The organism is Streptomyces sp. NPDC056734, from assembly GCF_042790455.1.
In the GTDB taxonomy this organism is placed as follows: domain Bacteria; phylum Actinomycetota; class Actinomycetes; order Streptomycetales; family Streptomycetaceae; genus Streptomyces.
Genome location: NZ_JBHTZD010000006.1, coordinates 281,185 through 305,571 on the forward strand (window position 1 = coordinate 281,185; position 24,387 = coordinate 305,571).

A 24,387-nucleotide genomic window follows, 5' to 3' on the forward strand; every position below is an offset into this window, starting at 1 on the left:
CGAACTCCAACCTCGCCTGATAGAGGGGACCACCCCCGCGTGCGCGGGGCCGACCTCGTGTCGAACTCCAACCTCGCCTGATAGAGGGGACCACCCCCGCGTGCGCGGGGCCGACCGACAAGCAGACGCCATCGTCGTGGAGAACAACGGACCACCCCCGCGTGCGCGGGGCCGACCTGGCGAAGCGGCTCGGCATCGAGGACCCGCCGGGACCACCCCCGCGTGCGCGGGGCCGACACTTTCTGACCTGCACTTCTATCCGGGAGAAGCCCCGTTTTCATTCAGTGGGATCGGACTGAGGCCCCGGTCGGGATGCGTCAATGGATGGCGAGTATGCACAACTATGTCCAGTCCGCCGCTCGTTGTCGTTTCGGTGCGGGCCGCGCCAGTCTAGGAGTGCTCGGATCGCGACGCGCCGGTGCTGGTGTCGCAGTCCGGCAGGACGAGTACCCGTTCAGCGAGGCATCCGTCCGCCCATTCCTCGCCTCGGGTCGGGTTGTCCAGCGCCCACGGCACGTCACGGTGGGCGCCGGTCGGGTGTTCCTCCAGGAGGCAGCGCAGCGAGGTGCGTATCCAGAGGCGGGGGTCGGCGGTGTCCGGGATGCGGGCCGGCATGAGCGCCACGAGGTCCACCGGCATCCTGCTCACCGCGCCGCAGACCCACCGTCGGGGAGGCTCGGTCGGGGACATCGCCTCACGCCTCCTGCCCAGAGAGGCCGGGAACGTCGGTCCGTGGTTCCTGGCCGGTCCGGCGGGGGCAGTGGCACGGTGGCCAGCGGTGGGAGACAGTGGCGAGGGGGCCCGGAGTGGGCCGGTAGGTGCGTCGTACGGTGGGGCCGGTGCGCTGACCGTCCGGGCCGACCCGGTACATCTCGATGGTCATGCGGGAGGTGCCGGGTGGGGGCCAGGTGCCGACGTTCACCGCGTCACCGCCCCATCCCGCCCGTGGCGGGGGCGGCGGTCCTGTCCGGTGCCGGTCATGGCTTCCCCCGGCTGCCGGTGGGCGGCGCGTGGTGGCGTCGGATGAGGACATTCCTGTCCGACACCCCGGACCCGTCCCCCTCGGCGGCCGCCTTCACGCGCTCGCGCGCCCAGCCGTCGCACCGCTCGCACCCGGCGGGCGGCACCGGGGGCCGCAGGGGCAACCCCAAGATCGGAGTCCGCTCGGGGTATCCCTGAGTCCTCATACGAGCTGCCGTCCGTCCCTCATCAGGCGGCGCAGGCCGATGCCGGTGGGGCAACTGGCGGCGTCGCCGGTGCACTGCACGCACAGGGGGGCGTGGTCCAGCAGCGCCCGGTACGCCTGCCGTCCGGTGTGGGTGCGGCAAGCGCGCGGGAACCAGTGGCCACCGCCCTCGTCCTGGCGCTCGCCGAGATCGACGGCGGACTCGCTGGCCAGCGGTGTCTCGGTGGCGTCCCAGACACAGACGGCGCCGCGCGTCTGCGCGTCGGTCAACGCGTCGACTGGTGGGAGGAGGAGGCCGAATGCCTCGGCCGGGATGTCGTGGACAGCGCTGCTCATGGGCGTCCCTCGATGCGATACGAAGCGGTACCGGACCGGAACCCCGGTGGGGGAAGTTCGGCCGACACCGCCGTTCAGTGGACGCACCGTAGAACTGGGCGCAGCGGCGTGACAGGGACGCTGCGCACCACTCTCACACGCAGGTAGGGCGCTACGTCCTACCCGTCCAGGCGGAGCCGGTCGGCGAGTTCGGTCACGGGTGAGGTGCGCCGCCGCTCGCGGTCGCGCAGCTCTGCGACGACACGGCGTGCGGTCCCGTGGTAGCGCATCCACTCCGGGGCGTCCTGCTCGGCTTTCAGGAGCGCCTTGGTGGCTTGCTCGTCACGCTCAAGGTCGGAGTACGCCAAAGCGCGGTCGACGTGGAAGCGGGCCCGCCAGGTAGGAGGAAGAGACGCGATGCCCGGCACCGTACGGGCTGCGGTGATTGCGTCCTGGCTCCTTTCCATCTCGACCAGGAAGTTGACCTTGGCCACTCCCGTGTTGGTGGGGCCGAAAGGGGTCGCGTAGTCGAGCCGGTCGGTGCCGATGCTGGCCGCAGCGCCCGTCGCCATCCGCAGCAACTCGTCGACGCGGTCGTACTTGCCTTCCCCCTGCCGCACGGTGGCCGTGGCCGCGCGCAGCAAGAGGATGCCCCACAGGGACAGTTCGAGCGGCGGGGAGCGGAAACCGGGCTCGATCCGGTCGGCGTAGCTCAGGGCGACCCGCTCGGCGTCCTCCAGCCTCCCCTGCCGTGTGAAGATCCAGGCCAGGGTGGATGCGCCGATGGCCTCCAGATGGGGGTCGTCGGAGCGTCGGGCGGCGTCCGTCCCGCGTTCTATCGCGGTGTACGCGGCATCCTCCTTGCCCAGCGCGGTGAGCGTGGTGGCAGCGACTTGATACGCCTCAGCGAGCACCGCGTACGCCGCCGCCTGCGAGGCCCCGTTGTAGGCGTGGGCGACTGCCTTCGCGTCACGGATGAGCTGGGGCAGGAGAGCCCCGATCTCGCCCATGCGGCCCTCGCGGCGGATGCGCTCCGTGGAATCGAGGGAGGCGCGCAGCGCCCCCATGGTGGGCGGGTCCTCGGCGTCGGGCTCCTCACCGAGGAGGTCACCGATCGGGGAAACCGCCTGCCGCAGCGCGAGAACCGACGGGGCGTCTCCCTCACTGTTTGCCTCGAAGGTGGTGGGCTGACCGACCAGCGCGGACGTCTCTACGTCGAGCGCGCGGGCAAGCCGGTTGAGGGTGGACAGCCGAGCCGTCAACCGCCTGTTCTGCTCCAGCTTCCGCACGGTGTCCACGGACACGCCCGAGCGCTCTGCCAACTGCTCCTGCGTGAGTTTGCGTCGGGCTCGCAGCCGACCGATCCGGTCACCGATGCTCATCTCGTCCTCGTACTGCATGGTCACCCCCGCCAGGTGGATGTCCAGGAACACCCCCGCGTGCGCGGGGCCGAAGCGAGGGAACCCGCACCCGTGCCCTGCCCGACCGGAACACCCCAGCGTGCGCGGGGCCGACAGTAGGTGGTCGACATGCTGCTCTCCTTGATAGGGAACACCCCCGTGTGCGCGGGGCCGACCGGAGCGGCTCCGCCAGGCCGTAGTGGTCGAACGGAACACCCCCGTGTGAGCGGGGCCGACAACCACCGTAACTTTCCACGACGACGAGCGCCCGGAACACCCCCGTGTACGCAGGGCCGACGACCCACGATGCGGGAGAAGAGTGTCTCGCTCAGGAAAACCCCCGCATACGCGGGGCCGACACGTTGTTGCCCTGATTGTTCAGGATGCGCATAGGGCCACCCCCGCGTGCGCGGGGGTGGCCCGCGGCGACGGCGGCAAGAGTCTGGAGCGCGGGGAACACCCCCGCGTGCGCGGGGCCGACGATCTGGTGGGGCCACAGGCTATCGGTGATCCAGGACCACCCCAGCGTGCGCGGGGCCGACGGCCCGGACTCGATCTCCTGGTAGTAGCTCCGGGGACCACCCCCGCGTGCGCGGGGCCGACGCCTCGGAGCGGGACCAGCGACACCAGACCGTGGGACCACCCCCGCATGCGCGGGGCCGACCTCCTGGGTGGGGACCGGGCTGTCCGGCTCCCCGGACCACCCCCGCATGCGCGGGGCCGACTACCTGTCAGCGCGAGAGGGTGCTCCCCCCCCGCGGGACCACCCCCGCATGCGCGGGGCCGACATGAAGTCCGCGATCCGGGGCGCCCGCTGGCCCGGACCACCCTCGCATGCGCGGGGCCGACCTCTACACCGACGACCAGGCGGAAGCCATCGCCGGACCACCCCCGCATGCGCGGGGCCGACCAGGGTGGCGATCAGGCCGTGGAGGATGGCCAGGGACCACCCCCGCATGCGCGGGGCCGACCCGTAGACGGGGTGGCGCCAGCCGCCTGCCCGGGGACCACCCCCGCATGCGCGGGGCCGACTCAGCACCCCACTGAACTGACCTCACCCAGAACGGAACACCCCCGCATGCGCGGGGCCGACAAGGCGACGCCCCGGCCGAACTCTGGAACGGCCGGAACACCCCCGCATGCGCGGGGCCGACCGGGACCGGATCCGCCTCGGTCTGAGGCACCGGGGAACACCCCCGCATGCGCGGGGCCGACACCCAACGCATGGGCGATCAGATGGCTGGTGCGGGAACACCCCCGCATGCGCGGGGCCGACGTCACAGCTCCCCCTTGGCGGCCACGAACGAGGGGAACACCCCCGCATGCGCGGGGCCGACACTTTCTGACCTGCATCTCTATCCGGGAGGAGCCCTGTTTTCATTCAGTGGGATCGGGCTGAGGTCCCGGTCAGGATGCGTCAATGGATGGCGAGTGGGCACAACTATGCCCAGTCTTCCGCTCGATGTCCGTTGCTGTCTCTGGGTTTCCCAGTCACCTTACTGAACCGAATGGAGCGGGTGGGCGTGACCGTGGGACGGCGTTGAGTCGGGGAGTAGTCGCGATGGTCTTCTTGGGGTGCAATGGGAGAAGGCCAGTGGGCTGGTGAATCTGCCGTGGCCGTTGGTGGCGGGGCGTGTTTCCCGACCGCGTGGCGATTGGGCCGCGCGTGAGGCGCGCAGGCTAGTGGCGGCTGGCCGGCCCGGACCGGGAACGGCTGACGAGGGCGGGTCAGAACTTGCTGATGAACAGGCGGGCGGTGTTGTACAAGAACACCGTCAGGCCCTGGTTATCGGGGCGCTCGGCCTCGCGAGTAGTCCACCTCTCGACGCGTCCGATCTCTGAGAATTCGGCCTGTCGACGCATCGACGCATCGACGTTCGCCAGGTCCACCCGCGTACGAAATCGGATCGGCCAGGTCTACCCGCACTCGGTAGGCCGGTCGGCATCACGTACGGTCGGCGACGTGCGGAGCCGAATTCGTGAAGTGCTCTCCAGCTGAGGAGTTTCATGACCACGATCGCCGTGACGGGGCATATGGATCTCACCGACGCCAGCGTCCTCCTGGTGCGTGACGCGCTGCGCGAAGTGCTCAAGCCTTACGCCGGCGGGCTCACCGGGATCTCGTGCATCGCGAAGGGGGCCGACTCGCTGTTCGCGGACGTTGTGCTGGAACTCGGCGGGCGCCTGGTGGCCGTCATCCCCTCACAGGACTACCGGCAGACCAAGGTCAAGCCCGGCCACGTTGAAACCTTCGACCGCCTCACCGCCGCAGCCGACGAGACGCTCGTGCTCCCGCACGAGACCGCGAACCGGGGCGCCTACGCCGACGCCAACCGGGCGCTGCTCCAGCGGGCCGAGCGTCTCGTTGCCATCTGGGACGGCACGCCCCCGAGCGGCAAGGGCGGTGGTACCGCCGACACCGTTCTGGAAGCGCGGGACGTCGGCGTACTCGTCGACGTTGTGTGGCCTCGGGGCGCGGTGCGAGGCCGCGCTGGGTAGAGGCATTCGACTGCGCTACGGCGAGAACCGGCATGACGGAGCACCCCCTTGCACGGCCCGCGTGGGGGCTGCGTAAGGGGCGTGGTGGTTCAGCGCGCGAGTGCCTGCCACACGGTCAGGCTGGTCAGGCCCAGCGCGCCAACGGCTGTGAGCGCGGTGACGGCCTCCCCGCCCAACGGCTCCGCTCCAGCACGCCGAGCCGCTGCTCGTGGTCGGCGAGCTGCTCGTCGCTCCGGTCACCGCGCTGCACCAGGAGCGCAGGCTGCCCGGCCTGCCACTCGAATCCGACCTCCTCGCACCCGGTGCGCCCGACAGAGACCATCACTGCGCAGGGGACCACAGGAGCCCGACCCACAGCCGGAACACCCCCGCGTGCGCGGGGCCGACGACGCCGACGGCGGCGAGTTCATGCACACCTGCGGAACATCCCCGCTTGCGCGGGTCGACGACACCCCACCCCTTGAGTGCCTTCGCACAGCCGCTTCCTGGCGTCATCAAGGTTTCTGGCACCCGCGATCGAGGGGAGCTGAGCGCGAATGCCGGATCGGCCCCCTCCAACAGGCTCGCGGCGTCGCGACACGCGAGCACGGACGCACTGTCCGCTAGAAGGCCACCGTCCACCTCACCCTCGTACGGCAGGCGCTGTGACTCTGTGACCGCCGGTCATGCACGATCACGATCACACCACGGACCGTCTGGCACGAGGGCACCGAGCACGGCCGGCAACTGCGGCGGTTCAACCGGGTCGGGGAGCGAGCCCAGATCCGACCACGCTATCCACACGTGTGTGTCCAGGCTGACCTGCTCCTCGGGGAGCAGGCCGGTCCGCACGAGCGCTGGTCGCTCGTCGGCGAATTGCGCGAGGTAGAAGTGCTCCGTCCCGGCGTACCGCCTGCCGTTCCACCGCACATCACGCTCGACCGGCACAGACCGGTCCAGCACCGCGGCCGGGTCGAGCCCGGTCTCCTCGGTCAACTCGCGTCGTGCCGTCACCAGCGGCGACTCGCCCAGCTCAATTCCGCCACCGGGAGGCTCCCAGAGGCATGTCCCGTCGAACGGATCACGCCAGCGCAGAAGAAGCAGGCGATGGGCGGAGTCCAAGCAGATGACCCGGACTGCGGGCCGGTACGTCGCTTCCATCGTCCTGACGCTACGCGGCACTCGAAATGCCGATCAAGGACTACTGCGTTGACCGACATCTCAAACGCGATCTACGGCGTTTCCCGCACATGTCGATCACCCAACCGCCACACTGACCCGATGGCACACGACCTCTCGAAGGACGCCCCCGCGCCCCAGCCCGGACCGAGCGTCTTCAAGGGCTACGTCGCAAGCGTGACCCTGCGCACGGACCGAGCCGAGATCAAGCGCAAGATCATGGGCAAGATGACCGGCGCCAAGGATTCCGTGATTCCGCTCCGCGACGTCATCAAGGTGCTCTCCAAGGAACCCACCCGGCTCGTCAATGGGTACGTGCAACTCGCCACCGAGCAGGATCGGGGGCAACTCGTCATCACCACCGCACAAGCGGAGAAGGCCATCGCGAACAACTCCCGCACCGTGCTGTTCACGTGGAACCAGCGGGAGACATACGCCGCCTACCTCGCCGCAGCCACCACCGGAATTCAAGCGCAAGGCGGCAACCCCTTCGGATAGCGACAGGATCGGCCGATGGCGGATCGCGAACCATCGAGGGCCGAGCGGTACCGCACCGCGACCGTGGCCGGGGGCCATGCCGGCCAACACCGCCGCCAACTGAAATGGGTCTGCACCTTCTCCCGCGAGGAACACGCCTGACGCTCGAAAGACCACGATGTCCATCGCCCGCCTCCATAAGAATGAGACCAGTCAGTGGAGAGGTGGGGTGTTGCGGCAGCGAGAATGAACGAGAGTGAATTGCCCGGAATTCCTGTTATGTCGGAGTTTGGCAAAGTGGGTAAAATCCCTACCCAGCACTGACAACGCCCCAGGCCGACTCCTGTGGTCCCCGCGCACGCGAGGGTGGTCCCAGGCCCACGGTCGCGGCGGCGGTACCGGCGGCGTGGTCCCCGCGCACGCGAGGGTGGTCCCGTGTCCCGGGCGGACGGAGTCAGCTTCGCCAAGTGGTCCCCGCGCACGCGGGGGTGGTCCCCGGAAAGGTTCCTCCGCGCACGGCGGGAGGAGGTGGTCCCCGCGCACGCGGGGGTGGTCCCACCCGGTTCGTGCTCGCCGACTGGCAAGAGCAGTGGTCCCCGCGCACGCGGGGGTGGTCCCGCGGGGACGCTCCCGGTTCCGGTCCCGGCGTTGTGGTCCCCGCGCACGCGGGGGTGTTCTCTCGCTGTGGACGAGGTCCTCGACGAGGCGGACGACTATGCGGTGGTGACTGGTCTGCCGGTGCTGCACGAGGCGCGCGCAACGTACCCGATCCGATCACGGCGGCGGCGCTCTACCTGAGCGCCATCCCTCACGAAGCACTCTCGGTCACAACGGCCAGCGCCGACCGGGACTGATCAGCCGGACTGACGGCTGGCTGCACAGCCCCCACGCGGGCCTCGCAAGGAGGCGCTTCGCCGCAGCCCGCCCGGTACGCTCGCCGCATGATTCGCGCTGTGATCTTCGACGTCGGCGAGACGATCACGCGGGACGACCGCTACTGGGCGACCTGGGCCGACTGGCTCGGCATCCCGCGCCACACCGTCTCCGCGCTTGTGGGAGCCGTTGTCGCCCAAGGCCACGACAACGCCGAGGCGCTGCGTCTGCTCCGGCCCGGTATCGACATCGCAGCCGAGTACGCCGCCCGGGAGGCGGCGGGCCGCGGCGAGCACCTCGATGAGAGCGACCTGTACGACGACGTCCGCCCGGCTCTCACCGCCCTGCGCGGCCTCGGCGCGCGCGTCATCATCGCGGGCAACCAGACCATCCGGGCGGCTGAACTCCTCCGCGGGCTGGACCTCCCCGCCGACCTCATCGTCGCCTCCGGCGAACTGGGCGCGGCGAAGCCTGCCCCGGACTTCTTCGAACGGCTGCTGGCCGCAGCAGATATAGACGCGGCGACAGCCTTGTACGTCGGCGACCACCCCGCCAACGACATCGGGCCCGCCAAGGCCGCAGGACTGCAAACGGCCCACCTACGGCGCGGACCCTGGGGTCATCTCTGGGCCGATACCCCCGCGGCGGCGGAGGCCGACTACCGCTTCAACAGCCTCGGCGAACTGACGGACATCGTCTCCCGCTGACCCTCTACGGAGGGTCCCGTCCCGCCGATCCAGTGGTCCGGAACGGACGAAGGGGTCAGCATGTCTGCACGTCGGGTCGGCGAGCGGATCGCGTACTACCGCAGCGTCAGCCGCCCTGCAGATGACGCAGCGCCGACTCTTGGATACGGCCTGGGTCGCGCTCGGCACGATCCGCAAGATCGAGCGCGGCGAACGCGTCCCCATGCCAACACCCTGCACGCGATTGCCGACGCGCTCGGAGTGGACCCGAGCGAGCGGTTGTCGGATCGGGACGCCGAGGACCCGGGTGCGCCACGCCCTGCCGTCGCTGCCGGCCTCCATCGCCGCAGACGTCCTGCCCAAGGACGGACCAGTACAACCGCCCCCCGCACTGCATGAGGCAGTCGAGGCGGCCGAGGGATGGCGGTTGGCTGCGCGCTACACGCAGATCACCCCGACGCTCCCTGATCTGCTCGCCGAGCTGCTGCGAACCTGCAACGCTGAGCCATCCGGGCGAGGTGACTGATCGCCCTTGGTCGTGCATCCTCCCTTGTGCAAATGGAACACCCCCGCGTGCGCGCGGCCAACGACGAGCCGATCTCGGAAACCCACAAGCGCGCCGGAACACCCCCGCATGCGCGGGGCCGACCACGGGTTCGGGTCTGCGAGGTCGACCTCCACCGGAACACCCCCGCATGCGCGGGGCCGGACACGGCCGGGCAGCCGGTCACCCTCAGCGGCAAGGGAACACCCCCGCATGCGCGGGGCCGACCCTTCCCGACCTGCACCTCTATCCGGGAGAAGCCCCGTCTTCATTCAGCGGGATCGGACCGAGGCCCAGGTCAGGATGGGTCAATGGATGGCGAGTACGCACAACTACGTCCAGCCCCCCGCTCGTTGTCGTTCGTGGCGGCCCACGCCAGTCTAGGAGTGCTCGGAGCGCGCCGCGCCGCTGGCGCCCGCGGTCCCGGCCGACCTGGGGTCACCGGGCCGGGACCGCGCTCTGGTGTCGTCTGCCCGGCCCCGAGAGGGCATCCGTGTGGGTGTGTGCGACTGGCGATTGCGGGGTTGCCTGTGCGTGATGTGGTCCGAGGCGGGCGTGATGTGTCCCGGGGTCGACTTTCGGACGCTGTCCGGGATTTCATGGACGCCGGGACCCGTTGGTTTTCGGCCGTGGGTGGTCGGTAGAGTTCTCTGGCCATCGCACAGGAGTGCACACGCGCCGGAAAGCACGCGGCGCATGGTTCGGTTGAGGGAGCGGCACGGTCGATGGAGATGCTCGGGCCGGGGGAACCACAGCGGATCGGCGGCTACCGGCTCCTGGGGCGGCTCGGGGCCGGCGGGATGGGCCAGGTGTATCTCGCGCGTTCGGAGCGCGGCCGGACCGTCGCCGTCAAGGTCGTCCGTGCGGAACTGGCCGCGCAGGACGAGTTCCGGGCCCGTTTCCGGCAGGAAGTACAGGCCGCGCGGCGGGTCGGCGGCCACTGGACCGCGCCCGTGCTGGACGCCGACACCGAGGCCGCCGTGCCCTGGGTGGCCACCGGGTATGTCGCCGGACCCAGTCTTCAGCAGGTCGTCGGGCGGGAGCACGGGGCGTTGCCCGAGCGGTCGGTGCGGATTCTCGCCGCCGGGCTCGCGCACGCGCTGAAGGACATCCACGCCGCCGGGATGGTCCACCGGGATCTCAAGCCGTCCAACGTGCTGGTCACCATCGACGGCCCCCGCGTCATCGACTTCGGCATCGCGCGGGCGCTCGAAACGGTCACCGACGGCGGCGTCACCCGCACCGGCGCGCTGGTCGGCTCGCCCGGCTTCATGGCCCCCGAGCAGGTGCGCGGCGAAGGGGTCACCCCGGCCTGCGACATCTTCTGCCTCGGCTCCGTGCTGGCCTACGCGGCCACCGGCAACCTCCCCTTCGGCGGCGCCGACAGCGGGGCGCACGCCCTGATGTTCCGTATCGCCCAGGAGGAACCGGACCTCACCGGTGTCCCCGAGGGCATCGCCGATCTGGTCCGTGACTGTCTGCGGAAGGGGCCGGCAGCCCGTCCGTCCCTCGACGACATCCTTGATCGCACCGGCGCCGAGGACACCGTCGCCGACGGCCGTTCCCGCGACCCCTGGCTGCCGGGCGCGCTGGTCGCGCAACTCGGGCGGCACGCGGTGCGGCTGCTGGAGACGGAGGACCCTCAGGGACCTCAGGGACCTCAGGGACCTCAGGGACCCCAGGGACCCCAGGGACCCCAGGGACGACAGGGGTCGGGCGGTGCCGAAGGGGCCGGCACGTCCCCCGAGCACGCCCCCGCCGTCGAGGACCCGGGCACGGGCGCCCACCCGGACCATCGGCCGACGGCGGTCACGACCCCAGGGACGGTACGTCCGCTGCCGCCCGCCCACCCGGCGTACGGCGCCCCGCCCCAGCCGCACGGGCATCCCCAGCAGCCCCAGTCCCGGTACGACCATCCCCAGCAGCCCTCCGGCTGGCAGACCCCGGCCGGGCCCGGATCCCCGTACCCCTCGTACCAGCCCTACGGCTCCACCCCGCCCCAGGGACCGCCCCCGATACCGCACCTTCCCCACCCCGGTGACCCCGACGAACCGCCGCGCCGCAACGGGCGGGCCACCGCCGCGCTGATCGCCGTGGCGCTGGTGGTCGCCGTCGGGGCGGGCGGCTCGGTGTACGCGCTGATGAGCGGCGGTGAGGATGATGCGAGTGGTGGGGGCGGGGGTACTCAGGTGCCCGCGGCCACCGCGCCCGTCGCCACCGGCACCTCGCCGCAGCCGTCCCCGTCGTCCTCCGCTTCCTCGGACGGGGCGGTTCCCGCCGCCTACCTCGGCACCTGGACCACCACCGTCGACAACGCGGACGGCGTGAACACCCGTCGGCTGACCATCCGGCAGGGCGAGGTCGGCGACACCGTGCTCTCGCTGGTGGCCGAGGGCCCGGCGGGCAGCGGCACCTATCACTGCGAGTTCGCGGCGGCCCTGGCCGAGGAGCCCGGCACCGACGGCCCGCTGCGGATCGGCCCGTCCACCGTGACGACCGGCGAGCCGGCCACCTCCTGCACCCCCGGCGAGGCCACCGAGGTCACCCTCCTCCCGGACGGCACGCTGCGCCGCGACAACACCGTGTCGGGGGAGTCACTGACCTACACCAGGGAGTGAGGGTCACCCCCGGATCACGGCCGAACTCCCGAGGCGCAAGCGGCAGTTGAACGGATGGCGAACGCCCCGTCCGGCCCCTGCCGGGCTGTTCGAAAAGACGTACGGTGACCCCACATTCCGGGCTCGGGAAGCGGTAGTGGGCGGGGGCGCCACGTGGATCTGCTCAAGGAAGAGAACATCGTCGCGGTGGCGACGGCGGCGATCGGCGTCATCGCCTCGGTCGTCCTCCTCTGGTTCGAACGCCGGGTGCCGCGCCGCAAGCGGATCGGCTACCGGGTCCAGATGGACAGCCCGATCGGCGACGAGGTGCGCTCGGGCCGGGCCAATGTCCGCCTCGGCCTGTTCGACGAGGGCCCCGACATGGCGGGCGCCACCCTGGTGCTGCTGCGGATCGAGAACGACGGCTCGCAGAGCATCGGCCAGGAGGACTACACCAGCGCCGGACCGGAGGGTCTGACCGCGGTCTTCGCCGGCCGCACCATCCGCGGGGTCTCGGTCACCCATCCGGTCGGCGCCGAGCACCTCATGGACCACTTCACCCCGGGACGCGCCTTCGGCTACGAGGGAAACCGGCTGCGCATCCCGCGCGTCCCGCTCAACCGCCACGAGCACTACAAGCTGCTGGTGCTGCTGACCGGCGGCGATGTCGGCGCCGAGATCCGTCTGACCGGCGCCGTCAACGAGGGCGAGGTGCACACCAACCGGGCCGTGCCGGTGGACGAGGCCGTCCCGCTGCTCAGCCGTCCCGCCCAGATCCTCACCGGGCTCCTCGTCCTGTCCGTCGTCGCCCTGTCGGCACTCATCGTCAATGACGATCCCACCCCGACCACGTGCGAGAGCGGCGAGCTGACGCTGACCGGCTCGACCGCCTTCGAGCCGGTGATCGCTCCCCTGGCCCGTAGGTACGAGGAAGACTGCGAAGGCGCCGAGATCCGGGTCGAGGCACGTGGCAGCGAGGCCGGGGTCGCCGAACTCGACACGCTCGGCGACCGCGACGCGGACGCGGCCCGCTCCGTGATCGCCTTCTCCGACGGTCCGATGGGCGACCGCTGGAACCTGTACGGCGAACGGATCGCCCTCTCCGTCTTCACCCTCGTCGTCCACTCCGGCATCGACCCGGGACCCGAGGGCCTGACCACCTCCGAGGTGCGCCGGCTGTACGCGGGCGACATCACCCGCTGGAGCCAGCTGAACGCCGGCCGCGACCCCAGCGAGGCGCAGTTCCCGAACACCCCGGTGGTCCTGGTCAGCCGGGGCGACACCTCCGGCACCCGGCAGATCCTCCAGCAGCGGGTGCTCGGCGAGTGGGAGCAGGCGCCCAGCACCGGCCTGGACTGCGACCCGCCCACCACCGACGCCGACATCGACGACGGCCCCGTCACCCGCTGCGAGGTCGCCAGCACCGAGGACGTACTGAGCGAGGTCGCCGCCCACCCCGGCGCCCTCGGCTACAGCGAACTCGCCCTCGCCACCGGTGCCGACGGCGTGCGCCCGGTGGCGCTGAACGGCGACACCGCCGCCGTGGCCGAGATCGAGAGCGGCGAGAGCAACTACCCGTATCGGGACGTGGAGTACGCCTACACCTACGGGAGCAGGGCCCCCTCCACCGACACGCTCGCCGGGAGCTTCCTCGCCTATCTGAACGAGGAGGACATCCGCGCTGAGATCCGTAAGGCCGGTCATCTGCCCTGCCGGGTGGAGGATCAACAGCTGTGCATGTGAGGGGAGTTGATGGTGCGGCGCGAGTCCGGTGAGTGACTCTTGCTCGCCACCCCCGCGTGTTCGACCATGGGCCCATGGGTCCCACACGAAGGACACTCCTGACGGCGACCGCGACGGCGGCCGTGACCGCCTCGACCACGGCCGGCGCCTGCGCGGCGAGCCCGGAGGCCCCATCGGCCCCCAGCCCGTCCCCCTCTTCGTCCACCACTCCCTCCCCCACCGCTGACCCCGAAGCCCCCGACCATCCCCCCACCCACCAGCCCCCGAGCCGCGAACTCCGTACCCTGCTCGGCGAGATCGACCCCGACCGCGTCGAGACGACCGTCCGCAAGCTGGTCTCCTTCGGGACCCGGCACACCCTCTCCAGCCAGGACGACCCGCGGCGCGGCATCGGCGCCGCCCGCGACTGGCTGCTCGCCGAACTCCGCCGGTACGCCACCGGCTCCGGCGGCCGGATGACCGTCGCCCTCCAGTCGTACGTCCAGGAACCCGCCAACCGGGTCCCGGCCCCGACCCGGATCACCAACGTCGTGGCCACCCTGCGCGGCTCGGTCGCCCCGGAGCGGGTGTACGTGGTCTCCGGCCACTACGACTCCCGGGTCTCGGACGCCATGGACGCCGTCTCCGACGCCCCGGGCGCCGACGACGACGCGTCGGGCGTGGCCGTGGTTCTGGAACTGGCCCGGGTGATGGCCACCCGCCGCCCGGCGGCCACCATCGTGTTCGCGGCGGTCGCGGGGGAGGAGCAGGGGCTGTACGGGGCCGCGCACATGGCGGGACGGTTCGAGGCGGACGGCACGGACGTGCGGGGCATGTTCACCAATGACATCGTGGGCAGCCCGACGGCCGAGGACGGCACCCGCGAGCCGTACGTGGTCCGGCTCTTCGCCGAGGGCGTGCCGTCCTCCGAGACCCCGGAGGAGGCGGCCCTACGGCGCTCGGTCGGCGGCGAGAACGACTCCGCCACCCGCCAGCTCGCCCGGTTCGTCCGGGACGTCGCCGAGAACGACGCCACCGGCATGCGCGTCCGCGTCATCCATCGCCGCGACCGCTATCGCCGGGGCGGCGACCACATCCCGTTCCTGGAACGTGGCTTTCCCGCCGCCCGCTTCACCGAGCCCGCCGAGGATTACGCCCATCAGCACCAGGACGTTCGCGAGGAGTCCGGCAAGCAGTACGGGGACCTGCCGGAGTTCTGCGACTGGCCGTACGTCGCCCGGGTGGCCCGGGTCAATGCCGCGACGCTCTGGACCCTCGCCCAGGGCCCCGACAGTCCCCGTGACGCCCGGATCACCACGTCGGTCCTCACCAACTCGACCGAGCTGACCTGGAGCCGGGGGTCCGAGCCCGACCTCAAGGGTTACGAGATCGTCTGGCGGGAGACGACGTCCCCGGACTGGGGCGAGGTCATTCCGGTCGGTGACGTGACTCGTCATGAGGTGGATCTGTCCAAGGACAATGTGTTCTTCGGGGTGAGAGCGGTGAACGAGGCGGGGTTGCGGAGTCCGGTGACCTTTCCGTCGCCGTCCGTGTGACGCTTTCGGGTGCGGGTGGGTTGTGGCTGGTCGCGCAGTTCCCCGCGCCCCTGAAAGGCGGGCGTTGGCCGGGCCCCGCGTCTTTGCGGTCCGGGGCGGGTTGTGGGTCGGCTGCCGGTTGTGTGGGGCTGGGCGCGCAGTTCCCCGCGCCCCTAAAAGCAGGGCGTCAGCAGCAGGGCGCTGCCCCTGCGCCCGTTCCAGCCCCCGCGGAAGCGACCTGCCTCCGCCGGACGCGACCGGCCCTCAGCTGGAGGCGACCGGACCTCCGAGGGAAGCGACCTGCCCCCCCCGCTGGAGGCGACCGGATCTCCGCGGGAAGCGACCCACCCCCGCTGGAGGCGACCGGATCTCCGCGGGAAGCGACCGCCCCCCGCGGGAAGCGACCCACCCCCGCTGGAGGGGACCGGACCTCCGCTGGAAGCCACCCGCCCCCCGCCGGAGGCGACCGGCCCTCCCCCCGGAAGCCACCCACCCCCCCCCAGCAGCCCCCCACCCCCACCCCCGGCCCACCGCCGAAACCTCACCGCGCCTCCGGCGGCCTCTGCCGTGGCATGTTCGGTCGGGCCGGCCCGCTCGGGGGCGACGGGATCCGCCCCACCGCCGAGCCGCCCCCTTCCCGGCACGGCCCCGGCACACCCCCCTGCATCCCCAGTGGCGCGGCCCCCGTCCGGAACTCCACCATCCAGTCCCCCGTCTCCACCCGCACCAGCTCCGTCACCTCCTCGCAGAACCTCCGCAGCAGCCCCAGGCACCGCTCCGCCGCCTCCCCCGCCGTCCCCTCCGTGGGCCCCAGCACCTCCCGCACGCCCTCCGACGCCCACTCGAACTGAAGCGCCTGCAACCGCCGCTGCACGGCCTGCGCGGTGGCCACGTCCCGCATCCACCCGGACGTCATCCCGAAACACCGGTCCACCCCCGCGCAGGCCACCGCCAGCAGCAGCGCCAGATATCCGAAGGGTGTCGCCCCGGGCAGCAACCCGGTCAGATCCAGCAGCGGCACGGCCGTCCCGGCGACCGCCCCCACCGCCGTCCCGGCCCGCAGCGCCCGCGCGCCCCGCCGCTTCCACACCCGGTCGGTGAGGTACCAGGCCGCCGTCCGCAGCGCCCCGCGCTCCACCCACCGGTACAGCTCCTCCAGCCGCTCGGCGGGCTCCCCCCAGTCGCCGGGCGGCAACGCCCGCCCGGTCAGATCGCCCGGCCGCAGCCCGGCCGGCCCGGCCGCCCCCTCGCCGCCCCGCCCGTCCTGCGGCGGCCCCTCGGGCTGCATCTCCGGCTGACCCACCCGGCACTCCCTACTGACTACTGATCACGGTGCGTGACTCCTGATGCTGCTGCGCCGGGATCCTTACTACCGCCCAATGGGTGGCGAAGGTGACGGTTTCACGGCTTTTCTGCCCAGAAGTGGGCCTTGATCAGGTATAGGAATCACGGTCCACTCACTCGAAAGAGTGCCGGGGCGACGGCCGCGCCGACCACGTAGGCTCGTGCCGAACGGGAAAACCCGTACCGATAAGGAGAGCCGATCGTGATCCCCGGTGGTGGCCAGCCCAACATGCAGCAGCTGTTGCAGCAGGCGCAGAAGATGCAGCAGGACCTGGCGGCGGCGCAGCAGGAACTCGCCGAGACCGAGGTCGACGGCCAGTCCGGTGGCGGTCTGGTGACGGCGACGGTGACCGGCGCGGGCGAGCTGCGCGCGCTGAAGATCGACCCGAGGGCGGTGGACCCGGAGTCCGCCGAGGAGACCGCGGAGACCCTCGCCGACCTGGTGGTGGCGGCGGTCCGCGCGGCCAACGACAACGCGCAGGCGCTCCAGCAGCAGAAGCTCGGCCCGCTGGCCCAGGGCCTCGGCGGCGCCATCCCCGGCCTGCCTTTCTAAAGCGGGCGGCGGCCCTCTACGGTACGTACGTACAGGGCCGTACACACTGACCAAGGCACTCCGGAGTTATCCAAGGGCATCCAAGGAAGGACGGCAGTCCGTTGTACGAAGGCGTGGTCCAGGACCTCATCGACGAACTGGGGCGGCTGCCCGGCGTCGGTCCCAAGAGCGCGCAGCGGATCGCCTTCCACATCCTCCAGGCCGAGCCGGCCGACGTACGGCGGCTCGCGCAGGCCCTGATGGAGGTCAAGGCGAAGGTCCGGTTCTGCGCGGTCTGCGGCAATGTCGCCCAGGAGGAGCGGTGCGGGATCTGCCGGGACACCCGGCGCGACCCCTCCGTCATCTGTGTGGTGGAGGAGCCCAAGGACGTGGTCGCCGTCGAGCGCACCCGTGAGTTCCGCGGCCGGTACCACGTGCTGGGCGGCGCGATCAGCCCGATCGAGGGCGTCGGACCCGACGATCTGCGGATACGGGAACTTCTCGCGCGGTTGGCCGACGGTTCGGTCACCGAGCTGATCCTGGCCACCGATCCGAATCTGGAGGGCGAGGCGACGGCGACGTACCTCGCTCGCATGATCAAGCCCATGGGCCTCAAGGTCACCCGCCTGGCCAGCGGCCTCCCGGTGGGTGGCGACCTGGAATACGCGGACGAGGTGACCCTCGGCCGCGCCTTCGAGGGGAGACGACTCCTAGATGTCTGACGCCACGCTGCACGCCACGGCCCAGGACCCCGACGACTTCGCGGTGCAGATCGCGGACCAGATGGAGAGCTTCCTGGTCGCCGTCACCGAGGTCGCCAAGGGCGACGAGCCGAACTCGGCGGTCCCGTTCCTGCTGCTGGAGGTCTCCCAGCTGATGCTGGCGGGCGGCCGGCTCGGCGCACACGAGGACATCGTCCCGGACGAGCGCTACGAGCCCGACCTGGGCCCCGAGCCCGATGTGGACCATCTGCGCGAGAACCTCGCCCGGCTGCTGGAGCCGGTCGACGTCTACTCGGAGGTCTTCGACCCCTACGAACCGCGCACCGCCCCGGTCCCGGCCCGGATCTCCGACGATCTCGCCGATGTCATCACCGATCTGCGGCACGGCATGGCCCACTACCGGGCCGGCCGGATCAGCGAGGCGCTGTGGTGGTGGCAGTTCTCGTACTTCTCCAACTGGGGCTCCACCGCGTCCGCCACCCTGCGCGCCCTGCACTCGGTGCTCGCGCACATCCGCCTCGACCAGCCGCTCAAGGAACTGGACGGCCTGGACACCGACGAGCCGCTGATGGGCGACGAGACCCTGGAGTTCGAGGCGGGCCAGGTGATGGCGGAGGAGATCGCGGGCCCCCTGGGACTGCGCTCGGCCAAGTGACGGCCGTTCGGCCAAGTGACGGCCGTTCGGGCAAGTGGCGGCTGTCCGGGCAAGTGACGGCCGTCCGGTCGAGCGGCGGCCGTCCGGCCACGTGACAGCCGTTCGGCCATGTGACACCCGGCAGGCCAAGCGGCAGCGGCCCGGTCATGTGACCGCCCGCGTCGCGAGTGGTCTCTGTGATGCCCGGCACTTTTCCGAGTGACGGCCGTGAGCTGCGGGCATGTGCCTTCCGGAACGGGCGGGCGACAGGGCCGGACGGCGTATCTCACCATGCGATATCCGGAAGGTCGTTTTCGGCCGCTCGTTAGACTGAGCCGACACAACGGACTGAGCGAGGAGCGCACGTGGGCCTTGTCGTGCAGAAGTACGGAGGCTCCTCCGTAGCCGATGCCGAGGGCATCAAGCGCGTCGCCAAGCGGATCGTCGAGACAGTGAAGAACGGCCACCAGGTGGTGGTCGTCGTCTCGGCGATGGGCGACACGACGGACGAGCTGATCGATCTCGCCGAGCAGGTTTCCCCGATGCCTGCCGGGCGTGAGCTCGACATGCTGCTGACGGCCGGAGAGCGGATCTCCATGGCGCTGCTGGCCATGGCGATCAAAAACCTGGGCCGCAAGGCCCAGTCGTTCACGGGCAGCCAGGCAGGGGTCATCACCGACTCGGTCCACAACAAAGCCCGCATCATCGACGTCACCCCGGGACGGATCCGCACCGCGCTGGACGAGGGCAACATCGCCATCGTCGCCGGGTTCCAGGGCGTCAGCCAGGACAAGAAGGACATCACCACGCTCGGGCGCGGCGGGTCCGACACCACGGCCGTGGCGCTCGCCGCCGCGCTGGACGCCGAGGTCTGCGAGATCTACACCGACGTGGACGGCGTGTTCACCGCCGACCCGCGGGTGGTGAAGAAGGCGAAGAAGATCGACTGGATCTCCTTCGAGGACATGCTGGAGCTGGCCTCGTCCGGCTCCAAGGTGCTGCTCCACCGCTGTGTGGAGTACGCCCGCCGCTACAACATCCCGATCCATGTCCGGTCCAGCTTCAGCGGACGGCAGGGCACCTGGGTCAGCAGCGAGCCGATCGATCAAGGGGACCAGAAGGTGGAGCAGGCCATCATCTCCGGTGTCGCGCACGACACCTCGGAGGCCAAGATCACCGTCGTCGGTGTGCCGGACAAGCCGGGCGAGGCCGCCTCGATCTTCCGCACCATCTCGGATGCCGAGATCAACATCGACATGATCGTGCAGAACGTGTCCGCGGCCTCCACCGGTCTGACGGACATCTCCTTCACACTGCCCAAGAGCGAGGGCCGCAGCGCCCTCGACGCGCTGGAGAAGGCCAAGCCGGTCATCGGCTACGACTCGCTGCGCTACGACGACCAGATCGGCAAGATCTCGCTGGTCGGCGCCGGGATGAAGACCAACCCCGGGGTCACCGCCGACTTCTTCACCGCGCTGTCCGACGCGGGCGTGAACATCGAGCTGATCTCGACATCCGAGATCCGCATCTCGGTGGTCACCCGGGCCGACGATGTGCCGGAGGCCGTCCGCGCGGTGCACAGCGCCTTCGGACTGGACTCCGACAGCGACGAGGCCGTCGTCTATGGGGGCACCGGCCGATGACCGCCCGACCGACGCTCGCGGTCGTGGGGGCGACCGGAGCCGTCGGCACGGTCATGCTCCAGATCCTGTCCCAGCACGCGGACATCTGGGGCGAGATCCGACTGATCGCCTCCCCGCGCTCGGCCGGCCGCAAGCTGGCCGTGCGCGGCGAGGAGGTCGAGGTCATCGCCCTGAGCGAGCAGGCGTTCGACGGCGTCGACATCGCCATGTTCGACGTCCCCGACGAGGTGTCCGCCCAGTGGGCGCCGATCGCCGCCGCCAAGGGCGTGGTGGTCGTGGACAACTCCGGCGCCTTCCGGATGGACCCGGACGTCCCGCTGGTGGTCCCCGAGGTCAATCCGCACGCGGCCCGGATGCGCCCGCGCGGCATCGTCGCCAACCCCAACTGCACCACCCTCTCCATGATCGTCGCGCTGGGCGCGCTGCACGCCGAGTTCGGCCTGCGCGAGCTGGTGGTCTCCTCGTACCAGGCGGTCAGCGGGGCCGGGCGGGCCGGGGTGGAGACCCTGCGCAAGCAGCTCTCCCTGGTCGCCGGTACGGAGCTGGGGACCGCGCCGGGCGATCTGCGCCGGGCGGTGGGGGACGGGACGGGACCGTTCCCGGAGCCGGTCGCGCTGAACGTCGTACCGTGGGCCGGGTCGCTGCGGGAGGACGGCTGGTCGTCGGAGGAGATGAAGGTGCGGGACGAGTCCCGCAAGATCCTCGGACTGCCGCGGCTGCCGATCGCCGTGACCTGTGTGCGGGTGCCGGTGGTCACCACGCACTCGCTCACCGTCCACGCCCGTTTCCAGCGCGAGGTCACCGTCGCCGGGGCGCGGGAGATCCTCGCCACCGCGCCCGGTGTGGTGCTGGTGGACAATCCGGCCGCCGGGGAGTTCCCGACCCCGGCCGACGCGGTCGGCACCGATCCCACCTGGGTCGGGCGGGTGCGCCGGGCGCTGGACGACCCGACCGCGCTGGAGTTGTTCGTCTGCGGGGACAACTTGCGCAAGGGCGCGGCCCTGAACACCGCGCAGATCGCCGAGCTGGTGGCCGCGGAGGAACGAGGGTCCAGCTGATGGCCCTCCCGATGGCCCTCCCGATGGCTCTCCGGATGGCCCCCTCAGGGTCCGCCTGACGGGCCTCCGCGGCGGCTGATTGCCGAGGTCCGGAAGGCGAACCGCTGCTGGACGGCGTACCGCCCCCCTGGTTTCCGGCGGATCAGTTTGTAGGATCTGTGTTCCAGGTGTGAGCCGAGTAATGGTCCTGACAACTTGAACCGGGTCACACGGCGTCCGAAGATTTCCCCCAACCCCGCGCAACCGCGCGCCGGGCGGGGAGCGTCTCTGCGGTCGCCCTTCCGGGCGTGCAGACGCGTGGAAGCCGGCGTGGGGACGCCGTGCGGCGGGCGTGGGGACGCCCGTTCCGTTGTGGGACATAGGGGAAGAGCGGGACGCATGTGGTCAACTGAGGCACCGTCGGCGGTGCTGTCCGGCGGGAGAACGCTGCCGGCCGCACGCAGCGGCGCAAAAGTGACGTCCGGCACGTACAACCCTCACGGGGGCAGGCGTGTCCAACTGGCGTGGCAGAGGTACTCGACTTCACAGCGGCTGCGCGCGGCACCGCGCTGCGCCCGCCCGGTCCGCGCCGCCGGCTGCCCGGAGCGGCCGGCGGGCCCGGTGGCATGCCGGTGATCGCGCCGATGCCCGCGGTACAGCCCAGCCCCCTTCCCGGCCAGCGCGGCGGCACCGAGGACGTCGTCGCCGGTACCACGGTCGACCACCTCACCGAGACCTACCGCACCCACTACCGCTCGCTGCTCGGCCTCGCCGCCCTCCTGCTCGACGACACCGCCTCCTGCGAGGACGTCGTCCAGGAGGCGTTCATCCGCGTCCACTCGGCCCGCAAACGCGTCCGCGACCCCGAGAAGACGCTTGCCTATCTGCGCCAGACCGTCGTCAACCTCTCCCGCTCCGCGCTGCGCCGCCGCATCCTCGGCCTGAAGCTGCTCTCCAAGCCGATGCCGGACATGGCGAGCGCGGAGGAGGGCGCCTACGACCAGCTGGAGCGGGACTCCCTGATCAAGGCCATGAAGGGCCTCCAGCGCCGCCAGCGCGAGGTCCTGGTGCTGCGCTACTTCGCCGATATGACCGAGGCCCAGGTCGCCGAGTCGCTCGGCATATCGCTGGGCTCGGTCAAGGCGTACGGCTCCCGCGGTATCGCCGCCCTGCGGCTCGCGATGGAGGCATCCGCATGAGCGAGCCCGACGACGACGCCAGGGACCGGCGCCACCTCCATGTGCCGAAGCCGCCGGAGCCGGCGGCAGGAACGGATGCCCCTGAGGGCGCACCGCGGGAGCCGTCGGCGGGACCCTGGCACGATCTGAAGCAATCGCACCCTGGGAACGGAACGAACGGAACCGTGAACGACCGCCTGGACGACCAGGGCCCCGACGGGCTCGACGCGGACGAGCAGGCGCTGCGCCGGATGCTGCACCACGTGGTGCAGGACATCGAGCCGCGCGAGGGCACTCTGGACGAACTGCGCCGGGCCGTGCCCGCGCGCCGCGCCCGTAAACGGCAGGCCGCCGTCGGGATGGCCGCCGCGGCCCTGTTCGTCGGCACCGCCGTCCCGGCCCTGCTGCATGTCTCCAGCTCCGGCGGCCCCGACGCCAACCCCTCGATCGCGGGCCTCGGCCAGGAGACCCAGGGCGGCTCCACCCAGGGCAAGGGCCCCGACGGCGGCTCCGGTACGACGGGCGGCTCGACCGGCGGCGGCCAGGAACCGGGGCCGGACAGCTCCGCGACGGACGACCCGGTCGACGGGGCCAGTCCCGGCGCCTCGCCCGGCGTCCCCCCGGGCGGACCCTCGCCCTCCACCCCGGCCTCCGCGCCCGGCTGCACCGCGGCCCAGCTCGGCGACGGCACCGCGGGCGTCGAGGTCCCCGACGCGGGCGGGACGGTGTACGGCACCTTCCGGGTCAGCAATGTCTCCGGGGAGAGCTGCACGGTCAAGGGCCCCGGCACCCTGACCCCGGTCGCCCAGGGCGCCGCCGACCCGGCCAGGATCGGCGTCACCGAGCACACCTCCGGCGATGTGGCCGCCGCGCTGCCCGACCCGTCCCTGGAGGCGGGCCAGCTGGCCCTGCTGCCCGGGGCCGCGTACGAGGTGAAGTTCGCCTGGGTGCCCGCCGAGACCTGTCCCGTCGAGGGCGGCACCAACGGGGGCACGGGCGGACCGTCCCCCGACCCGTCGCCCAGCGAGGACCCCGGCGCGAGTGCCGGTACGTCCACGGGCGGCGACACCGGCACCGGCACCCAGCTGATGTCGCAGGACGGCACGGACGGGCCGACGGGCACGGCCGACGGCAGCGTGCAGGTGTCGTACACCCCGGAGGCCGGTTCGGCGCCGGTGACGGTCGTGGTGCCGGACGCGTGCGCCGGGACGGTGTACTGGACCGGGGTGCTGGCGGGGTCGTAGCGGGCCCCGGCAGGACGGGTGGAAGGACGGGTGGACGGGCGGGTGAACGGGTGGGTCAGACGCCCGGGGCACCGGCGGCGGCCGGGTCCTTGCGCTCCGCGTCCGGCGTGGCGTCAGGGTCGTGCGGGTCCTGCGGGTCTTCCGGATCCTGCGGGTCCTGCGGGTCCTGCGGGTCCTGCGGGTCCTCCGGTACGAGCCCCATCCGTGCGTCCCGTACGAAGTCCACCTCGCGGCGCAGCAGCCGGAACCACATGAAGACCACGAAGCCCGCGAAGACGAACCACTCGCCCGTGTAGCCGAGGTTCTGGAACGCCTTCAGGTCGAGCCCGGTGTCGGCCGCGGCGGTCGCGGGCACCGCGCGCATCCCCGAGTCGCCCTCGCCGAGGGTGATCCACGCGTCGTAGACGTCGTACGGCACCAGGTTGACCAGCGAGGCCGCGCTGATCGCGCCGGTCTGGCCGGGCGGCAGTCCGCTCCGGGCGACGACGCCGTTGCTGCCCGGTGTCTCGGACGCCTGGAGCGTGCCGGTGACGGTGACCTCGCCGGACGGCGGGGCGGGCGCCCGCGCGGCGTCGGCGGTGCCGGGCAGCCAGCCGCGGACCACCGGGAGGGCCTGGCCGGTGTCGGTGCGCAGCAGGGTCATCACGTAGTAGCCCTGGACGTCGTCCAGAGTGCGGTCGGGGACCAGGAACTGGTCGGCGTAGCGCCCGCTGACCGTGGCCTGCTCGCCCGAGGTGGCCTTGTCCACGGGCAGCAGCTCCGCCAGCGGCCGGGCCGGGCCGCCTTCCTCGGTCGTGACCTGTTCGGTGGCGTCGCGATGACTGTCCATCCGCGCCTCGAACCGGTCCAGCTGCCAGGACCCCATGAAGACGCAGAAGGGGATCGCGAGCAGTACGAAGACGTTGATCCCCCACCAGCGGGGAGTCAGCAGAAACCGGTACACGCCCCCACGGTACGGGGCGGGGGTCCGGGGGGCCGGAGCGGGGTCGGAGCGGGGCCGGGAGGGCCGATTTCGGTATGAGGGGGGTGAGTGGTTGGGCAAAGTTATCCACAGGCTGAGG

22 protein-coding genes and 2 CRISPR repeat arrays are annotated in these 24,387 nt (G+C 71.5%); of the genes, 13 read left to right on the plus strand and 9 right to left on the minus strand.

Features of this window, described 5'->3' with window-relative positions:
* Window positions 1-390: 390 nt before the first annotated feature.
* From ACFRFC_RS11585 to ACFRFC_RS11600, 4 genes are all read right to left on the minus strand, one after another.
* On the minus strand, window positions 391-690 hold the full coding sequence (locus tag ACFRFC_RS11585) for a hypothetical protein (RefSeq protein ID WP_382680860.1): 300 nt from the start codon (window positions 688-690) through the stop codon (window positions 391-393).
* Window positions 691-1,183: 493 nt separating this feature from the next.
* The gene (locus tag ACFRFC_RS11590) at window positions 1,184-1,522 is read right to left on the minus strand and encodes a hypothetical protein (protein ID WP_382680862.1); all 339 of its coding nucleotides are present in this window, start codon (window positions 1,520-1,522) and stop codon (window positions 1,184-1,186) included.
* Between the two features lie 158 nt (window positions 1,523-1,680).
* The gene (locus ACFRFC_RS11595) at window positions 1,681-2,901 is read right to left on the minus strand and encodes a helix-turn-helix domain-containing protein (protein WP_382680863.1); all 1,221 of its coding nucleotides are present in this window, start codon (window positions 2,899-2,901) and stop codon (window positions 1,681-1,683) included.
* A gap of 26 nt (window positions 2,902-2,927) precedes the next feature.
* A CRISPR array of direct repeats spans window positions 2,928-4,238; the repeat unit is 28 nt; unit sequence GGACCACCCCCGCATGCGCGGGGCCGAC.
* 391 nt (window positions 4,239-4,629) lie between these two features.
* Window positions 4,630-4,791: a hypothetical protein gene (locus ACFRFC_RS11600; RefSeq protein ID WP_382680864.1), complete on the minus strand. Its 162-nt coding sequence runs from the start codon at window positions 4,789-4,791 to the stop codon at window positions 4,630-4,632.
* Window positions 4,792-4,908: 117 nt separating this feature from the next.
* Between ACFRFC_RS11600 and ACFRFC_RS11605 the strand changes: the two genes are divergently transcribed.
* Window positions 4,909-5,400, plus strand: a complete 492-nt coding sequence (locus ACFRFC_RS11605) for a hypothetical protein (protein ID WP_382680865.1) — start codon at window positions 4,909-4,911, stop codon at window positions 5,398-5,400.
* Between the two features lie 124 nt (window positions 5,401-5,524).
* Here ACFRFC_RS11605 and ACFRFC_RS11610 read toward each other — a convergent pair whose 3' ends face one another.
* The 3 genes from ACFRFC_RS11610 to ACFRFC_RS11620 form a co-directional block, all read right to left on the minus strand.
* Window positions 5,525-5,722: a hypothetical protein gene (locus ACFRFC_RS11610; protein WP_382680866.1), complete on the minus strand. Its 198-nt coding sequence runs from the start codon at window positions 5,720-5,722 to the stop codon at window positions 5,525-5,527.
* Window positions 5,722-5,895: a hypothetical protein gene (locus ACFRFC_RS11615; RefSeq protein WP_382680867.1), complete on the minus strand. Its 174-nt coding sequence runs from the start codon at window positions 5,893-5,895 to the stop codon at window positions 5,722-5,724. The genes ACFRFC_RS11610 and ACFRFC_RS11615 overlap by 1 nt, the downstream gene beginning before the upstream one ends.
* A 168-nt stretch (window positions 5,896-6,063) precedes the next feature.
* Window positions 6,064-6,540: an NUDIX domain-containing protein gene (locus ACFRFC_RS11620; protein ID WP_382680868.1), complete on the minus strand. Its 477-nt coding sequence runs from the start codon at window positions 6,538-6,540 to the stop codon at window positions 6,064-6,066.
* A gap of 120 nt (window positions 6,541-6,660) precedes the next feature.
* Between ACFRFC_RS11620 and ACFRFC_RS11625 the strand changes: the two genes are divergently transcribed.
* The 5 genes from ACFRFC_RS11625 to ACFRFC_RS11645 all read left to right on the plus strand — a co-directional run bounded on the left by ACFRFC_RS11625 (window position 6,661) and on the right by ACFRFC_RS11645 (window position 15,013).
* Window positions 6,661-7,056, plus strand: a complete 396-nt coding sequence (locus ACFRFC_RS11625) for a hypothetical protein (protein ID WP_382680869.1) — start codon at window positions 6,661-6,663, stop codon at window positions 7,054-7,056.
* A gap of 324 nt (window positions 7,057-7,380) precedes the next feature.
* A CRISPR array of direct repeats spans window positions 7,381-7,714; the repeat unit is 29 nt; unit sequence GTGGTCCCCGCGCACGCGGGGGTGGTCCC.
* Between the two features lie 262 nt (window positions 7,715-7,976).
* Window positions 7,977-8,615: an HAD family hydrolase gene (locus tag ACFRFC_RS11630; RefSeq protein ID WP_382680870.1), complete on the plus strand. Its 639-nt coding sequence runs from the start codon at window positions 7,977-7,979 to the stop codon at window positions 8,613-8,615.
* Window positions 8,616-9,863: 1,248 nt separating this feature from the next.
* Window positions 9,864-11,756, plus strand: a complete 1,893-nt coding sequence (locus ACFRFC_RS11635; RefSeq protein ID WP_382680871.1) for a protein kinase — start codon at window positions 9,864-9,866, stop codon at window positions 11,754-11,756.
* A 153-nt stretch (window positions 11,757-11,909) separates the two neighbouring features.
* A complete protein-coding gene (locus ACFRFC_RS11640; RefSeq protein WP_382680872.1) occupies window positions 11,910-13,478 on the plus strand; it encodes a PstS family phosphate ABC transporter substrate-binding protein in 1,569 nt (522 codons plus the stop codon).
* A gap of 74 nt (window positions 13,479-13,552) precedes the next feature.
* Window positions 13,553-15,013 carry a M28 family metallopeptidase gene (locus ACFRFC_RS11645; RefSeq protein ID WP_382680873.1) on the plus strand — a complete coding sequence of 487 codons (1,461 nt, stop codon included), beginning with the start codon at window positions 13,553-13,555 and terminating at the stop codon, window positions 15,011-15,013.
* Window positions 15,014-15,533: 520 nt separating this feature from the next.
* On the opposite strand, the gene ACFRFC_RS11650 is transcribed toward ACFRFC_RS11645, so the two are convergent.
* A complete protein-coding gene (locus ACFRFC_RS11650; protein ID WP_382680874.1) occupies window positions 15,534-16,295 on the minus strand; it encodes an SLATT domain-containing protein in 762 nt (253 codons plus the stop codon).
* Window positions 16,296-16,538: 243 nt separating this feature from the next.
* Here ACFRFC_RS11650 and ACFRFC_RS11655 point away from each other — a divergent pair, with 243 nt between their 5' ends.
* The 7 genes from ACFRFC_RS11655 to ACFRFC_RS11685 all read left to right on the plus strand — a co-directional run bounded on the left by ACFRFC_RS11655 (window position 16,539) and on the right by ACFRFC_RS11685 (window position 23,326).
* Complete coding sequence (locus ACFRFC_RS11655) at window positions 16,539-16,889, plus strand: YbaB/EbfC family nucleoid-associated protein (RefSeq protein WP_382680875.1); 351 nt, start codon at window positions 16,539-16,541, stop codon at window positions 16,887-16,889.
* 101 nt (window positions 16,890-16,990) lie between these two features.
* On the plus strand, window positions 16,991-17,590 hold the full coding sequence (gene recR / locus ACFRFC_RS11660) for a recombination mediator RecR (protein WP_382680876.1): 600 nt from the start codon (window positions 16,991-16,993) through the stop codon (window positions 17,588-17,590).
* Complete coding sequence (locus ACFRFC_RS11665; protein WP_382680877.1) at window positions 17,583-18,245, plus strand: DUF5063 domain-containing protein; 663 nt, start codon at window positions 17,583-17,585, stop codon at window positions 18,243-18,245. The genes recR and ACFRFC_RS11665 overlap by 8 nt, the downstream gene beginning before the upstream one ends.
* A gap of 344 nt (window positions 18,246-18,589) precedes the next feature.
* On the plus strand, window positions 18,590-19,867 hold the full coding sequence (locus ACFRFC_RS11670; protein ID WP_382680878.1) for an aspartate kinase: 1,278 nt from the start codon (window positions 18,590-18,592) through the stop codon (window positions 19,865-19,867).
* Window positions 19,864-20,925, plus strand: coding sequence for an aspartate-semialdehyde dehydrogenase (locus ACFRFC_RS11675; RefSeq protein ID WP_382680879.1), 1,062 nt, complete (start codon window positions 19,864-19,866; stop codon window positions 20,923-20,925). Before ACFRFC_RS11670 ends, ACFRFC_RS11675 begins: the two co-directional genes overlap by 4 nt.
* A gap of 503 nt (window positions 20,926-21,428) precedes the next feature.
* Complete coding sequence (locus ACFRFC_RS11680) at window positions 21,429-22,103, plus strand: SigE family RNA polymerase sigma factor (protein WP_382680880.1); 675 nt, start codon at window positions 21,429-21,431, stop codon at window positions 22,101-22,103.
* Between the two features lie 164 nt (window positions 22,104-22,267).
* On the plus strand, window positions 22,268-23,326 hold the full coding sequence (locus tag ACFRFC_RS11685) for a hypothetical protein (protein ID WP_382680881.1): 1,059 nt from the start codon (window positions 22,268-22,270) through the stop codon (window positions 23,324-23,326).
* 55 nt (window positions 23,327-23,381) lie between these two features.
* Here the strand turns inward: ACFRFC_RS11685 and ACFRFC_RS11690 are convergent, their stop codons facing one another.
* Complete coding sequence (locus tag ACFRFC_RS11690) at window positions 23,382-24,269, minus strand: SURF1 family protein (RefSeq protein WP_382680882.1); 888 nt, start codon at window positions 24,267-24,269, stop codon at window positions 23,382-23,384.
* Window positions 24,270-24,387 lie beyond the last annotated feature (118 nt).

Excerpts from the sequence above, each read along its gene's own strand:
- ACFRFC_RS11585 (WP_382680860.1), bottom strand. The coding sequence starts at position 690 with ATGTCCCCGACCGAGCCTCCCCGACGGTGGGTCTGCGGCGCGGTGAGC.
- ACFRFC_RS11590 (WP_382680862.1), bottom strand. The coding sequence starts at position 1,522 with ATGAGCAGCGCTGTCCACGACATCCCGGCCGAGGCATTCGGCCTCCTC.
- ACFRFC_RS11595 (WP_382680863.1), bottom strand. The coding sequence starts at position 2,901 with ATGCAGTACGAGGACGAGATGAGCATCGGTGACCGGATCGGTCGGCTG.
- ACFRFC_RS11605 (WP_382680865.1), top strand. The coding sequence starts at position 4,909 with ATGACCACGATCGCCGTGACGGGGCATATGGATCTCACCGACGCCAGC.
- ACFRFC_RS11610 (WP_382680866.1), bottom strand. The coding sequence starts at position 5,722 with ATGGTCTCTGTCGGGCGCACCGGGTGCGAGGAGGTCGGATTCGAGTGG.
- ACFRFC_RS11615 (WP_382680867.1), bottom strand. The coding sequence starts at position 5,895 with ATGACGCCAGGAAGCGGCTGTGCGAAGGCACTCAAGGGGTGGGGTGTC.
- ACFRFC_RS11620 (WP_382680868.1), bottom strand. The coding sequence starts at position 6,540 with ATGGAAGCGACGTACCGGCCCGCAGTCCGGGTCATCTGCTTGGACTCC.
- ACFRFC_RS11625 (WP_382680869.1), top strand. The coding sequence starts at position 6,661 with ATGGCACACGACCTCTCGAAGGACGCCCCCGCGCCCCAGCCCGGACCG.
- ACFRFC_RS11630 (WP_382680870.1), top strand. The coding sequence starts at position 7,977 with ATGATTCGCGCTGTGATCTTCGACGTCGGCGAGACGATCACGCGGGAC.
- ACFRFC_RS11635 (WP_382680871.1), top strand. The coding sequence starts at position 9,864 with ATGGAGATGCTCGGGCCGGGGGAACCACAGCGGATCGGCGGCTACCGG.
- ACFRFC_RS11645 (WP_382680873.1), top strand. The coding sequence starts at position 13,553 with ATGGGTCCCACACGAAGGACACTCCTGACGGCGACCGCGACGGCGGCC.
- ACFRFC_RS11665 (WP_382680877.1), top strand. The coding sequence starts at position 17,583 with ATGTCTGACGCCACGCTGCACGCCACGGCCCAGGACCCCGACGACTTC.
- ACFRFC_RS11675 (WP_382680879.1), top strand. The coding sequence starts at position 19,864 with ATGACCGCCCGACCGACGCTCGCGGTCGTGGGGGCGACCGGAGCCGTC.